This is a genomic window from Aminipila sp., assembly GCF_032051575.1.
Lineage (GTDB): Bacteria > Bacillota > Clostridia > Peptostreptococcales > Anaerovoracaceae > Aminipila.
Window position 1 is genome coordinate 1 of sequence record NZ_DAMBYD010000009.1, and the last position, 14,913, is coordinate 14,913.

A 14,913-nucleotide genomic window follows, 5' to 3' on the forward strand; every position below is an offset into this window, starting at 1 on the left:
TCTACGTATCAAGTGTTTTATTATTTCACTTGTCTACCTAGAAGGGAGCATATCAAAATGGCAGTCCAATGTTTTCATAATTCATTCACTTATAGGCAAATCCATCCAAAAGATTATATCTGCATTTCTTGTTTCTAATGCAAACGTAACATCTAATGATTCTAATATTTTTTTTACAATAGTCAGACCAAGACCTCCACACTCTTGCGTCCTGCTTCTTGCCTTATCTACTCTGTAAAATGGTTCAAAAAGTTTTGCCTTGATTTCTTCATCTATATGAGCATTTGTATTGAGAATGGAAATACGAACAATATCATTATCTCGAATTTCACTCCAAATACGAATTTCTTCCCCCTTCGATGAGTTTTGAATCGCATTCATCACTACATTTGAAAATACATTGCATATCATTTTGGGATCAGTATAACAGGAAGTCGTTTCCGGAATTTCGATAAAGATACTCTGCTCTTTTTTATCCGCAAGGGTATTGTACTCCGGCAATAAATAATGAATGATATGTAACAGTATTACCTTCTCCTTATGCGGAACAATTTTTTTATCTGAAAGCTTTACAATTTCTAGTATTTCAGTAATAATTCGATTCTGTGCTCTCATCATATTCAAGCATTCCCTCAAGTATTTTGGATGATTATTGTAATCACCTATCCCTGCGATCATTCCTTCCAGCAATGCGGAAGTAGCTGCAATTGGTGTTTTCAATTCATGAGAAGCTGCAGAAAAAAAATACCTCTGATTTTCCTCCATTTCTCTTTCACGAATAACTTCTGCCTGAAGTTCCGAAATCGTATATTTCAGTTTTTCATACATATTATGTACATCTCTGGCCAGCTGCCCCACCTCATCCCGTCTGGAAACTGGCAGCGAAACTTCTTCAAGACATGCCATTTTACAGGTGTCATCAGCCAGCGTTCTGATTGGTCTGGTGATTCCTCTGGCAAACAGTACTGCTCCGGCAATACTTGATAATAATAAAAGAAATAGAATAAAAATTCCTTTTTTAATGAACTCTTCGTACAAATCTTTATTATCCGTCACCGTTACTGTACTTATGATTAGATTATCATCCAACGCAATCTCTATATTATTTTGATTTTTCTTTGAAATTGTAACTGTTCTGGGTCTATTAGCCGAATCTGTTACTATACCTTCTGCCTTACTTATACTAAAGCTTTTACTTGTAACTAGCCCTCCATTTTTTTTACCGATAGGCTCTACCCCTTCATTTTTGGAGTCTGTTGCTATATCTTTAGTTACTACAACATGTGATTCTGTTGTTGTTATACCTTTATCGTTAACTGTTGTATAAACAATATCTCCATCTTGAGTTTCTATATTAAAAACAAAAGACTGATTCTTATCATGAAATTCATTAGCTGTTTTAACAATCTGTTCAATACCTTCATCTTTAACTATGCTCATTTTCAATGGTTCAAACATTGCTGTATATTGTTGAACTTGAAGATAATCATAAAAGTCTTTAAACTGTTGTGCAAAAACAAGTACTGTTATACTAATCGTAAGTGAAAGAAACAATAGTGTATATAAAAATACTTTTCCAAAAATTCCAAATTTATGTATGTTCACTTTTGTTCCTCCAGACTATATCCGATACCTCTGACTGTTTTAATCATATTAACAGGGAGTTTACTGCGCAGATTTTTAATGTGCGTATGTACAATCCCCTCATCTCCATCGAAATCATAACCCCATATTTTAGTGAAAAAGGTTTCATGTGAAATGACTTTTCCCTTATTTTGCACAAGAAGGAGCAAAATCTCAAATTCTCTTAAAGTAAGAGCTAACTTCCTAGTGTCATAAATTGCTTTATATGATTCCATATTAAGTGACAATTTTCCGACACTAATTTCTTTTTGAAGCATCCCACTTCGTCTCAACAATGCCTCAACACGTTTAATAAGAATTTGCATGGAAAAAGGCTTTATCACATAATCATCAGCTTCATTCTGAAAGGCTGTTAGTTGATTTGTGTCATCTGACAACGCAGTCATTATCAGAACAGGTGCATTACTTATTTTTCGAAATTCCTTTAAAAGTTCCTGCCCGTTTAAACGGGGAAGCAAAATATCAAGAATCACAAGATGATAGTTTTTATCATAAAACATTTCCAATGCTTCTTCTCCATCAAAAGTGGTGTCCACAAAAAAACCTTCATTCTGTAAAAAGGTTTTTACTGTATCACAAATATGTTTATCATCCTCAACAACTAAAATTTGAATATTCATCTCATTACCACCTCAGTTTTATTCTAACACAGAAATCTGTAGTTTTACTGAAATCTTACTAAGAGTACTTCCTGTTCTTACCGTTTACAACAGGATATTAAAAAACAGGAGCATTTTTTAGCAATCATCTAATAAGGATGTTTTCGAAAATCATAATTGTTTCGCATACAGCCAAACGATTACCTATGAATTGTAAATAATCTTTATTGGAGGATTATCTGAAACAAAATACCATGCCAATGGAAGATACCATGAAACGTATTCGTTTTTCTCCGAAATAAATTTCCTCTTGACTGTTTTCACTGTAACAGTACTCATACACGACAAGAAGCTCAGAACCGAAATCCAAGCAGCGATATATGTCAGCGGCAATATCCATGCACTCTGTTACATAGGCTTTGACGACCTCATTATCATTATTCAGATAAGGGCTGCCTTGCGGCAGAACCTTGTGCAGGCAATAGGGTGAATGCAGCTTGAACAGCACGTCATTCGGAGCTTCTTGAAGATGGTTGTGCTGTTCTAATATTGCCGGAACTTAAATTCAAGGATACCTTACATTTGCTTGATATCTTCTAAACTTTTTCTAAGATGTATAAGTACTTCCGTATCTTTATTATCGTTAAACTGGTCTGCAAATTCTTTAAAATACTCAATAAAGTAACTTAAAATTATAATTATACTCTCTTTTGGCAATTCAATGTCGGAGCACTTATTCAATTGATTCCATAACTCTTTTGCAGAAGTACTGGCTATCTTAGCTGTTTCATATCTAAATTTCATCTCTTCTTTTTCATCTTCATCAAATTCATTCATAAAATCAACTATTGCTTCATCTATTCCTCTATCCCATATGGATGACTTAAATATTGTCGATTTTATCCTTTCAAATTGCAAGTCACTAAAATTCATCTTTTCCTTTAAACTGTATAATCTAAGTTCAGCTTGTTCAAAACATTTCTCTCTTTCAGGCATTTTACTTCTCCCTTTGTAAATTTTTAATTATTTAGATTACTCATCATTTTGTCTCCTATCTCACATATGCCTCCCATAATAGATACTGACCGTCAATTCAACTAACAATAAAAACCCCAGAAAAACTGCGGATACTGTAAAAACAGGAATCCATGCTGTGTTGTCAATCAGCTTGTATCCAACCACGCCCCCTATTGCAGACACTGCAAGACAGCCGTAAAGGATTTTTAGTGTTAACGACTTAGTTTTAAGCATTAAAAGCCTGTTTCTTTCATCGTGACCTTCTATAATATCTTCTCTTGTGGCTTGTTTTGAAAAAGCACGAATAAATCCGCTAATGCCAATCATGATAACCACAACAGCAATAATAACATCCTTGAGTTGTTTCGGTAAAAACTCTTCAGGTGAAACAATATTAACGATTAAATTACAGACACCTACTGCGGTCCACACGATTCCAAACACGAGTCCCTTTTTATTATAAATCTTCACGCTGGTTATCCTCCAATTCCTTGTTCTCTTTTAGACAGCATAAATCCTCCACCGTTGTTTTAAATACTTCTGCCATTCGATACGCCAGCATAAGGGAAGGGCTATACTGCTCTTTTTCAATAGAAATAATGGTTCTTGATGAAACATAAACCAAGTCTGCCAACTGTTGCTGTGTTAAATTAGCTTTGTTCCGTAATTCTTTTACTTTTGTTTTCATAATTCCCCTGCTCTCGTATTATGAAGCTCGCTTCATAAGAAGTTAACTTCATAATACTATATTCGGCTAAAGATGTCAATTTTAACACAAAGTTGGCCTAACAAATTTTTGTTATGATTGGAAAACTTGTCCAAAATACAGCTTAAGACAAGATAAAAGCCGTAGGACAAAAATCCTACGGCAAATCTTAAAAACTTAAAACATCCTACTGAGACGGGGCATTCATATACTCCTGTTTTGGACTAAAATTATTAAATTGACTCGTAACGCTTATTCATTTAATAAGGCATGTATCCTTTGATTCAACATCTGTAATGCTACAGTATTAAACCCACCCTCAGGAATAATGATGTCCGCATTTTTCTTGCTTGGTTCCACAAACTCTTCATGCATAGGCTTTACTGTTGTAAGATACTGTGCAACAACAGATTCTAAGCTTCTGCCTCGTTCTCTAACGTCCCGTAATATACGTCGTATAATCCTTACATCAGAATCAGTATCTACAAAAACTTTTATATCAAGCAAGTCTAAAAGTTCTTTGTTTTCAAAAATTAATATTCCTTCTACAACAACAACTTTTGAAGGTTTTAACACTAGTTTTTCATCTACACGGTTATGAATAGTGAAATCATACACAGGACACATGGCTTGTTTCCAGGCTTTTAGCTGTCTTATATGCTCAATCATCAAATCTGTATCAAAAGCATTTGGATGGTCATAGTTTAAAAGTATTCTATCCTCAAAGGGCATATTGTCGTGCTCTTTATAGTAGAAGTCATGTGAAATTACTGTAATATTATCATTAAATTCTTCTTTTATTTTATTGATCAGCGTACTCTTTCCGCTTCCTGTACCTCCAGCGATACCTATTACAATAACCTCATTATCTTCCATCTGTGTATCCTTCCTCCTACAAATAATTCAACGGATTTTCTGGTACGCCATTTTTCTCAACTTGGAAATGGCAGTGGGGACCAGTGCTTCTTCCGGTATTTCCTGAATTTGCAATCTGCTGTCCCTGATAAACTTTATCACCTTTTTTCACCAGTAACTTACTACAATGTGCATAAAAAGTAACTATACCATTACCATGATTAATCTTAACTACATAGCCTAAGGAACCACTATAACCTGAGAAGATTACCGTACCACCATCTGCAGCACTGACTCTTGTGCCTACAGGACAAGCAAGATCTAGCCCATAATGCATTCTGCCCCATCTTGGTCCGAATTTTGAAGTTAACCTGAAACTAGATACTGGATATTTTAGGTTTCCGGTCCCCACAGTGGACGGGCGTTCCTTGGTACCCCTTAGAATTACTGCTGTAGTTGGTTCTAAAGTGGTTTCAGAGGATAAAACGGTTGCCGCTACTTGAACCCCATTTTGTCTAGTTATTCGTGCAGTAACGGAACGTTCACCATCAATGCCCTGTACTTCTGTATTTGTTTCCCCCTTATAAAGGGTATTTGTATCTTTGTACTCGGTTTGATATGCAATCGCTTCAAGATAATTTGCTATTTCCAGAGTCTGAACGGTTACCATCGGCGCTGGTTTTGTAAGTACAATCTGCTGACCAATACTTAACTTTTCTGGATTGATAGTAGGATTTGCTTCCCTTAACTCACTTATTGACATACCATAAGTCTTTGCTATGCCTGATAAGGTATCCCCTGTTGCTACTATATGAACCTGCTGGGAGATTGCCCCAGTCAACAGCTTCTGCATAACGGTATCAACATTTTGTATTCTTCCCAGCTTAGTATCTATTTCTTTAAAAGTAACTTTTTCTTTAAAACTAACCTTTTTATAGTCTATATCTCCTGATGAAACAAGATACATTGCTTGAATGTTATTCAATATGTCTTTAGCTGTTTTTTTACTGTCTACAATAGCAACTCTTATATCATTTACATAAATTCCATAAGCTGTGGCATTCATGTTTTTCATATAGGTCAGCCGCTTAAGGACTGCCTCTGTATCGTCCATGTCCTTATTTATGGCAACAACCCTTTTAAAAGCGATATCTTGTTCTTTATCAATGTTTATTTCTGCATTATGTTCTTTAGAAAGCTGCTCACTTACGATATCAACTATCTTTAAAACATCTTCCTGCTTTTTTACCATGCCAAGGGTTCTGCCATTATAGGAATATTCATATGCCGTACAATAATTAAATACTGCAACACAGCAAATTGCTATAACTATAACTACACCAAAATGTAGTAATAGCTTTCTCTTATTTATCTCTGCCCATTCTCTTGCAAAATTAAACTTTTTGTTACCTTCTGTAACGATAACTGTGGTTTTATCTGCCAGTTGTTCATTTTTGGTATCCACATGGTTAATAAACCGAACCATTTTGGCAGCTGTAGCTTTTTCCTTTGCAATCAGATTATTCTTTGTCTGAATAAACTGTCTCATTAGTTTACGATTTTTCTGATGCCGTTCACGCCTTTTTTCTGGGTTCTCTTGGTAATAAGTATTTATTTTGTCCCTGCCTGCATTTTTAACCGCTTTCATGCCGCCAAAAACTGAACCTACCGAAGATACGATTTCATCTTGCGCACAATGTCCCAAATGTATTATTGTTTCATAAAAAGTTCGACAGAATTCACCGATTCCATGCTCCACAGATGTCATTAGTTCCATTGTTTTATCTGCAACTGTAGTTTGCCCCGTCCCTAATTTTTCTCTCTTAGTTTTAACTTGTCCACTTTGCATTTTTTCAGCTGCAAGTATAGCATTTAATTCTTCTTGCTCCTTTTGCTTCGTTGCTTGAGCCTCTGCCTCTAACAAAGCTTTCTTATTTTCTTCCTCCAGCAGCCTTGCAGCTTCCTCTTCTGCTCTTGCTAAGACCTGAGCCTTTGCCTGAGCTTCTGCCTGTTCCTGTGCAATTTCAGCTGGTGTCTTCGGAAATCCCCTTAAAAACTCATCCTCTTTATCTGCACCCAAATTATTTAAGTCCGCAATAAGTTCTCCAGGTCTATGTTTTCTTTTGTTTTTCTTTTTCTGTGTTTTATCTAAATCTTCTTTGAAGAATTTTGCCATATTTCCGCTTCGCTAAGCCGCTCATTAAAGCAACTACAACGTTCCCCCATATCATTCGTTCCTGTGTCCTTACATTTATCACATTTATAACGGATTTCCATGTAATCCATAGGAAAATTATTTTCAGTAAGCTTAAAGGCTTTCTCCTCGCCTAAAGCATCAATCTTAATCCTAAATCTTCCAAGTTGTTCTTTGGCATTATCTGCTCCCGAAACCATTACCCTTGAAAGTTTCATACCAAGGTCTCTTACCTCTTCGTCTATTTGCTTTATTTCAGGCAGCTGGTCATATATCTGCTGACGTCTTTCGGCAGCTTCTGCTTCGGCTTTCTCTCTAATCATGTCATAATACCTAAGCACACTTCCTGCCTTTACAGACTTACTTCCACCTGTCTTTTCAGAAGATCCACTATTCCCAGCTCCGCTATCTTCCCGCCAGTTTTTAAGGATTTTATGTACATAATTTATATTTGGATTAGATATTCCACTGGTTTTGTTACATGCTTCCAAGACCTTGTCAAGCTTATACTCCATTTCTCCAAACCATGAATCCATCAAGTGCTTTTCCTGTTCTGTAGCATTTCTGTTAAACCCAAGTGCCCTCATAACACGTTTATATAAATAGTGCTTATTATCTATTTCCTGTAAATATACTTCAATATCTTCTTTTGTCTTAAGATTTTTTTCTGCCCATTCTTTCACTACAGTTCCCACGTAATTAGGTGCATCCTTCTTTCGTGTATTTTTACAGTAGGTATAAGCATAAACAATCATCTCTGGATCAGCGCCAAAATCTTCTATCCATGAAAGGATAGACATAGGCTCTTTACCCCCAAGAAGTCTACCTGTTATCTTTTCAATAGAACTATACATTTCCTTTACGTCAATGTCTACTAATTTATTTTGTATATCTTTATTGGATTTATTTTCTTTGCTTTTTTTTGTCTGCTTCCCATATAAAAGTTCTTTTAAATTTATGAACTCTATGCCGTAGTTAAACTTATCTTTCGGGTCCTCAAAATGTTTTTCAATCACCCCAATGGCCTCCCAGTAAGACCAGGCTTTTAAGATGTCCTCATCTGCCATGGAAAGCTGCTTAGCAATAGTGTCATTATCCATATAATGTCCTGCACTTGCATACATAAGCGCAAAGAGATAAACCTTTACATATTCCGCCGGCGCACCCACCATATATTCACTTATAAATACATTTTCAACATTGGTGTCTAAAAGGTAAAGTTCATTTGCTCTTTTTTTAACAAAATTATTCTGCATGTTACCTTCCCATTCAATTATAATTATCTAATATTACTCTTATCCACGAATCTCGTGTATTTTCCTAACCAAGTCAACTCTACCGTACCAGTTGGACCACTTCTCTGTTTTGCAATAATAACTTCACAAACGCCTGGCTTGTCTGTCTCAGGATTATAATAATCGTCTCTGTATAAGAAAATTACTATATCCGCATCCTGCTCAATGGAGCCAGATTCTCTAAGGTCAGAAAGTATTGGCCTGTGGTCTGTTCTTTGCTCTGGTGCACGAGAAAGCTGCGAAAGCAATATAACAGGGCAGTCCATTTCTCTTGCAAGAAGTTTTAAATATCTTGAAAGTGCAGAAATTTCTTGCTGTCTGCTCTCGTTCCTACCTTCATAATTCATAAGCTGAAGATAATCCACCACAATCATATCCAGTCCCTTTTCAGCCTTTAACCTTCTACATTTATTCTTCATCTCCATAATAGAAATGCCTGGTGTATCATCTATAAAAATGTTTGCCTTTGAAAGAGCATCTAATCCAAGCGTGATGTCTTCCCAATCCTTACGTTCTAGCTGGCCTGTCTTTAATTTTTGCATTTCTATACGGGATTCCATAGATAAAAGTCTTTGTCCAAGTTCTTCTTTACCCATTTCCAAACTAAAAATTAATACCGTAGCATTACCCTTTATGGCTGCCTGCTGAGCTACATTTAGTGCAAATGCAGTTTTTCCCATAGCTGGTCTTGCCGCAAGAACAATTAGGTTTGATCTTTGAAAGCCTGCAGTCTTTGCATCAAGGTCAATAAATCCCGTAGGTATACCAGTAACATTACCTTCAAGCCTTGATATTTCATCTATCATTTCCATGTTGGAAAGCAGTACATCCTGCAATGCTGCATAGTCTTTTTTCTGCCTTTTTTGAGCAATTTCGAAAATTCCTCGTTCAGCATGATCAAGTACTGCCTCAGGTTCCATTTTTTCCTGATAACTTTCCTCTACAATATCACTTGCGGTCCTTATCAGATTTCTAAGCACAGCTTTCTCCGCTACTATTTTAGCATATTGAACTGCATTTGCTGTAGATGGAACGCTGCTGGCTAAAGACAGAACGTAAGCACGTCCGCCAACCATTTCAAGTGCTTTTCTTTTTTTTAACTCTTCTGCCACAGTAAGTGCATCAACCGGCGCACTTTTTCTACATAACTCGACAATTGCGTGGAAAATTTCTTTGTGTATTTCGCTGTAAAAATCCTCATCCTTCACTGCCTCAATGATGTCAAAAAGTGCATCTTTGTCCAGCATAGCCGCGCCTAATACTGACCTTTCCGCATCATCGTTGTGAGGAGGTATTCTATCTAACATTTAAATCACCTAAACTGAAACATTAACTCTTACAGCACCTGCTACTTCTGTATAAAGTTTTACTTCTACAAAAAACTCACCCGTTGTTTTTATTGGATTTTCAAGAACGAATTTTTTCTTATCAATATTAATTTTATGCTGCTTATTTAATGCTTCTGAAATATCCTTTGAAGTGATGGACCCGAATAGTCTTCCACCTTCTCCACCCTTTGTTACAATAGAAACGGTTAGTTCTTTAAGCTTTTCAGCTAACTGCTGGGCCGCTGCCTTTTCTTCGGCTTTCTTTTCTGCAGCAATAGCTTTCTGCTTTTCCAAACTTCTAACATTACCTTCTGTTGCTTCCTTTGCCAGCCCCTTCGGAATTAGCAAATTTCTTGCATATCCATCGTTTACTTTTACAACTTCTCCCGCTTTACCGGAACCTTTTACATCTTTTAACAATATAACAATCATCTTATTTTTCCTCCTTGTTTTTCGCAAGTTTACCATCCAATGAATTTACAATTTCCTCTATCTGCTGTAATGCTTCTTCTGGTGTACATTCAACTTGTGCACCTGCAGTGGTCAGGTGTCCTCCACCCCCCAGCTTCTCCATTATTGTCTGCATATTCATTTCTCCAAGAGATCTTGCGCTAATTACTGTAGTCCCTTTCTCATCTTTGCCCGCAACAAAACTAGCTCGAACATTTTTAACCGATAAAAGTTCATCTGCTGCCTGAGAATTAATTACCTGAATGTCAGGATGATGTCCATGACTTATAGCATAAGCTATTCCAGTTTCTTTTATTTCTGCATCTGCTATGCACCTTGCCTTTATCTTAAAGGCTTCTACATCTGTTTGAAAAAATCTTTTAACTGTAGTTGTATCTGCTCCCGAACGTCTTAACCAAGAAGCGGCTTCGAAGGTTCTAACGCCCGTTTTCACAGCAAATCGATTTGTGTCCATTGATATTCCTGCTAGAAGACCTTCAACTTCAAGCTTTGCAACATTTTTCTTGTCACCGGAATACTGTAAAATTTCTGTTACCAGCTCCGATGTTGAAGACGCATAAGGTTCCATATAATACAAGGTAGCATTTTCAATCCATTCTTCAGCCTTACGGTGATGATCTATTACTACTATTCTCTCAGTTAGATCTAACAATTCTTTACACTCTGTTAGACTAGGTCTATGGGTATCTAGAACAACCAAAAGCGTATCCTTATCCGTCATAGATATAGCCTTTTCACTATTGATAAATTGATAAAATTCCGTTTCTTTTGCCTGATTATATATCTCCGCAAGGGTTTCAAAATAGTTATTTATAACAATATAAGCATCTTTATTTCTATTTGCAACAATCCTGTAAATACCTAAAGCTGATCCAAAAGAATCCATGTCAGGATTACGATGTCCCATAATTATAACTTTAGAGGATTGATCTACAAGCTGCTTTATAGCATGCGCTATAATTCTTGATTTTCCTTTGTTTCCCTTTTCAACGGTCTGCATTTTGCCGCCAAAGTATTCCAGTTTGGCTCCCTTTTTTACAACGGCCTGGTCACCCCCACGGCCCAGTGCAAGGTCTAAAGCTGCAACAGCATACTGATCGTTCTGTGCAGGATGTTTTCCGCCTGCCCCAATGCCAATACTTAAAGTTACTGGGAAGTCAGCCTCCGTTTCTATGGCTCTGATGTCATCAAGAATTGCAAACTTATTTTCAAGAATTTTCTCTAAGTAGGCATTTTCAAATACCATAAAATACATACTTTCTTTATATCTGATAATAGAGGCGTTACCTCTTGCGGCCCATTGTCTTACGGCCTTGTCAATATCTGTGCTTAAAGCCAGACGCTTTTCCTCTGACGTACTTGAGGTAAGTTCATCATAGTTATCCACATTTATAGTTGCCACACATGTACGCTCATCATTGTACATCGTCTTTAATGTTTCATAATTTGTGATGTCATAGAAATAGATTATGGCACGCCTTTGCTCATTGTTGCCAATATATCCTACTTGGATTCTAAAAATCTTGTCATTTCTGGAAAGTGTCAAAAACTTCTCATTCACACCTTCAGAGAAGAACTCTCCGTGTTTTATTCCAGTAAGAGCAAATATATCTGCATCTTTTATACCATCATATTTAAACACTTCATCAATTTTATTACTGGCTCTAGTAACCTTTCCCTGCTGATTTATAACACACATAGGAAGCGGCACATAAGCAGAAAGTAATTTTTCAATTCTCTTCTCAGTGGTGATTTTTTCTAGGCTTGTTCCATCCATTTTATTTCCTCTTTTTCACTCAATACTAATCAGATAGCTCGAAACTAACGTCTGGTTATTATCTTTCGCAATCCGAATCCCAAATCTAAGAACCCTATCATGCATAATAACATTTGCCCTATAGCTGTCGGCAAGAAAAATAAACACAATATGACAGCAACAACTTTTGGCCATTTTTTAGAATCACAAAAGTAAAATATTACAGCTAAACCTTGTATCTGAAATGCAAATTGAAATAACACTTGTATATTTATCTGTAATATCTTGCTATGCATAAACCCAAGCAATGTAACAACAAAAGTCATTAAATAGATTAAAATCCATCCCCATAACGCCTTCCTTGGCATACTAAAATCTTTAAGTTTTGTAAGTTCTGGTAATGGATATTTTGCTCCTCTGCTTATTCTGCTTATAAGCATATATTCAAAATATGCGATAATCGTGGACCAAACTAGCATTGTTGCTGGTAAAGCATTTATCGCATACGTATATACTTTAGTAAGTGTATTGACCCTATCGCCAAATGAAACCTTTTCCATGCCTAACATGGAGACAATTTGATTATTGTTTGCTGCAGTTTCGCAGAACAATTGTAAATCTGATGCTATAGCACGGCCCACAGGATTTCCTGTAACGGACGCGATAATAAACATCAGCATCATAGCTATGGCAACACCTAAAACCCCTTCAAATATAGCCCTATAGCTTTTTTTTGTTTTTCTGGCTGCTGAAGCCATTAAAGGTAGCGGTAAAAACACCAATACCGAAAATATAATTAATGTATACATCCAATTCTCCCTACTATTTTAACCTATTAATTATATCACAAAGCAATTCAAATTTCAAACATTACAAAATATGGCTTTGCCCCCGTATTTTTTATTATTTTATGTGAAAATAATCTTTTTCTATATAGATAAAAAAACCGAGTCAGATAAGACTCGGTTTTAAATTTAATGTTATATTAGTCAGCTACGTAAGGTAATAATGCAACAATTCTTGCTCTCTTAATAGCCTTAGTAACTTCTCTCTGATGAATAGCACAAGTACCTGTGATTCTCTTAGGAAGAATTTTACCTCTTTCAGTAATATACTTCTTTAGTTTGTCTGCGTCCTTGTAATCTATTGCTTCAGTTTTATCGGCACAGAACTGACATACTTTCTTTCTTCTCATGCCGCCACGTCTTTTATCCATCATAGCGATTACGCTCCTTTCATTAAGGTTTGTTTAGAATGGAATATCATCATCATCAAGTGATGAGAAACCTTCTGGAATCGATGGTTCGTCCATCGTCTGGAAACCAGTAGGTACTGATGAACTATTTCTTGCGCCATCTCCGCCTCTGTCTCCCCATTCCAGAAATTCCACATTATTTGCTACAACATCAGTGGTGTATACAGTTGCACCCTCTTTATTCTTGTAGCTTCCTGTCTGAATTCTTCCCTGAATGCCTACAAGTCTGCCTTTCGTAAGAAATCTCTCACAGTTTTCGGCTTGCTTGCCAAATACAGTTATTCTAGGAAAATCAGTTTGTTTTTCTTTCCCCTGACCAGTAGGTCTGTCAATTGCTAATGTAAAAGTAGCAACAGCCATCTGTGTACTAGGAGTATATCTAACTTCAGGGTCCCTAGTAAGTCTTCCAATAAGAACTACACTATTCATTTGTTACCCCCTATTTCTCATCCTTGTTTACGATAAGATGTCTCATTACTGCGTCTGAAATTCTAAGTCTTCTGTCTAATTCCTTTGGTAGATCATGAGCAGCCTTGAACTCGATTACCACATAGTAACCTTCATTCTTCTTCTGAATTGGATATGCAAGCTTTCTCATGCCCCAAACATCAACCTTACCAACCTCACCATCTGATGCAATGATTTCCTGTACTGTTGCTACAACAGCATCCTTTTTAGCATCTTCTACAGTTGGGTCGATAATGAACATAATTTCATAATTTGTCATTCGTTTTCACCTCCCTATGGACTAAATGGTGCAGACCTTATGCCTGCACAGAGAGCAATCTTTTGTCGGTCGGACTCCAACTGAAAATAATTTCAAAGTAGTCCTACAAATTTCATGCCTTTTAATTATACTATATTTTTTTGAAAAAGCAAGGTAATTTTTGAATTATTTTTTCAAAGTAAGCTTGCAATTATCAACTTCTTCTGGTAACGGTATGGAATTCGAGGCACCCTTTACGGATACTGCCAGTGCAGCTGCCTTAGCGGATCTTTCTAATGCCTTCTCTATTTCCATATTGTCAGCCAAAGCCGCGATGAAATACCCCGTAAAAGTATCTCCTGCGCTTGTAGTATCAACTGCTTTCACTTCATAACTGCCACAAGCAATACGTTTGGTTCCTTCTGCGTATCTTGCCCCTTTATCGCCTAAAGTTAAAACAACTTTACTTTTAGGGTATTTTTCTATCATTTTATCAAGAATAATATCCGGTTCATTGCTTCCTGTAATGGCTTCACCCTCTATTTCATTCATCATAAAATAGGTTATTTTGTTTAAATCAAGGGCTAAAATCTTTTCATTCATAGGACTTGGATTTAAGAAAATCTGTAAACCACTTTCATATGCCATATCCACAATTTCATTTAGTGAGCTAATTTCATTTTGAAGAACGATAATGTCTCCTTTTTGAAAATTTTTAATCACTTCTTCTGCATACTCTTTAGTAATTTCCTGATTTGCTCCACCAAAAAGTATAATACAGTTTTGTCCTGTTTTATCCACCTGAATAAAAGCATTACCTGTTGGCACATCAAATGTTTTAACAAAACTTACATCAACGCCGCTTTCTTTAAGGCGTTCTTTTAAGAACTGTCCGTCAATTCCAATGCCTCCTGCATGAAAAACCGAAGCTCCCGCCTTAGATAAGGCTACTGACTGATTTAGCCCCTTACCCCCGCAAAACCTGTCAACAGACAAGGCAGAAAGAGTTTCTCCCGGTTTAACAAAATGATCTACATTATAAACCCAGTCTATATTCAAAGAACCAAAATTTAATATTTTCATATCG

16 protein-coding genes are annotated in these 14,913 nt (G+C 36.4%); all 16 read right to left on the minus strand.

What is annotated here, in order from left to right:
* Positions 1-81 precede the first annotated feature (81 nt).
* The 16 genes from RTW14_RS12740 to RTW14_RS12815 all read right to left on the minus strand — a co-directional run bounded on the left by RTW14_RS12740 (position 82) and on the right by RTW14_RS12815 (position 14,909).
* The gene (locus RTW14_RS12740; protein ID WP_312651983.1) at positions 82-1,605 is read right to left on the minus strand and encodes a sensor histidine kinase; all 1,524 of its coding nucleotides are present in this window, start codon (positions 1,603-1,605) and stop codon (positions 82-84) included.
* Complete coding sequence (locus tag RTW14_RS12745; protein ID WP_312651985.1) at positions 1,602-2,264, minus strand: response regulator transcription factor; 663 nt, start codon at positions 2,262-2,264, stop codon at positions 1,602-1,604. The genes RTW14_RS12740 and RTW14_RS12745 overlap by 4 nt, the downstream gene beginning before the upstream one ends.
* Positions 2,265-2,819: 555 nt before the next feature.
* Positions 2,820-3,239, minus strand: a complete 420-nt coding sequence (locus RTW14_RS12750; protein WP_312651987.1) for a hypothetical protein — start codon at positions 3,237-3,239, stop codon at positions 2,820-2,822.
* Positions 3,240-3,299: 60 nt separating this feature from the next.
* Positions 3,300-3,731 (minus strand): hypothetical protein, encoded by a 432-nt coding sequence (locus tag RTW14_RS12755; RefSeq protein WP_312651989.1) that lies wholly within the window; start codon positions 3,729-3,731, stop codon positions 3,300-3,302.
* The gene (locus RTW14_RS12760; RefSeq protein WP_312651991.1) at positions 3,718-3,948 is read right to left on the minus strand and encodes a helix-turn-helix transcriptional regulator; all 231 of its coding nucleotides are present in this window, start codon (positions 3,946-3,948) and stop codon (positions 3,718-3,720) included. Before RTW14_RS12760 ends, RTW14_RS12755 begins: the two co-directional genes overlap by 14 nt.
* Before the next feature lie 270 nt (positions 3,949-4,218).
* Positions 4,219-4,842, minus strand: coding sequence for a uridine kinase (udk, locus tag RTW14_RS12765; protein WP_312651993.1), 624 nt, complete (start codon positions 4,840-4,842; stop codon positions 4,219-4,221).
* A gap of 16 nt (positions 4,843-4,858) precedes the next feature.
* On the minus strand, positions 4,859-6,997 hold the full coding sequence (locus tag RTW14_RS12770) for a LysM peptidoglycan-binding domain-containing M23 family metallopeptidase (RefSeq protein WP_312651995.1): 2,139 nt from the start codon (positions 6,995-6,997) through the stop codon (positions 4,859-4,861).
* The gene (locus RTW14_RS12775; RefSeq protein WP_312651997.1) at positions 6,970-8,271 is read right to left on the minus strand and encodes a DnaD domain protein; all 1,302 of its coding nucleotides are present in this window, start codon (positions 8,269-8,271) and stop codon (positions 6,970-6,972) included. Before RTW14_RS12775 ends, RTW14_RS12770 begins: the two co-directional genes overlap by 28 nt.
* 23 nt (positions 8,272-8,294) lie before the next feature.
* Entirely contained in the window at positions 8,295-9,617 is a 1,323-nt protein-coding gene (gene dnaB, locus RTW14_RS12780) for a replicative DNA helicase (protein WP_312651999.1), read from the minus strand.
* A 9-nt stretch (positions 9,618-9,626) separates the two neighbouring features.
* Positions 9,627-10,070 (minus strand): 50S ribosomal protein L9, encoded by a 444-nt coding sequence (rplI, locus tag RTW14_RS12785; RefSeq protein ID WP_312652001.1) that lies wholly within the window; start codon positions 10,068-10,070, stop codon positions 9,627-9,629.
* 1 nt (position 10,071) lies between these two features.
* Positions 10,072-11,886, minus strand: a complete 1,815-nt coding sequence (locus RTW14_RS12790) for a DHH family phosphoesterase (RefSeq protein ID WP_312652003.1) — start codon at positions 11,884-11,886, stop codon at positions 10,072-10,074.
* A gap of 44 nt (positions 11,887-11,930) precedes the next feature.
* Positions 11,931-12,674 (minus strand): DUF2232 domain-containing protein, encoded by a 744-nt coding sequence (locus tag RTW14_RS12795; protein WP_312652004.1) that lies wholly within the window; start codon positions 12,672-12,674, stop codon positions 11,931-11,933.
* 176 nt (positions 12,675-12,850) lie between these two features.
* Positions 12,851-13,084 (minus strand): 30S ribosomal protein S18, encoded by a 234-nt coding sequence (rpsR, locus tag RTW14_RS12800; protein ID WP_331640265.1) that lies wholly within the window; start codon positions 13,082-13,084, stop codon positions 12,851-12,853.
* 30 nt (positions 13,085-13,114) lie between these two features.
* Complete coding sequence (locus RTW14_RS12805) at positions 13,115-13,549, minus strand: single-stranded DNA-binding protein (RefSeq protein WP_312652006.1); 435 nt, start codon at positions 13,547-13,549, stop codon at positions 13,115-13,117.
* A gap of 10 nt (positions 13,550-13,559) precedes the next feature.
* The gene (gene rpsF, locus RTW14_RS12810) at positions 13,560-13,847 is read right to left on the minus strand and encodes a 30S ribosomal protein S6 (protein WP_312652008.1); all 288 of its coding nucleotides are present in this window, start codon (positions 13,845-13,847) and stop codon (positions 13,560-13,562) included.
* Between the two features lie 165 nt (positions 13,848-14,012).
* A complete protein-coding gene (locus tag RTW14_RS12815) occupies positions 14,013-14,909 on the minus strand; it encodes a ribokinase (RefSeq protein ID WP_312652010.1) in 897 nt (298 codons plus the stop codon).
* Positions 14,910-14,913 lie beyond the last annotated feature (4 nt).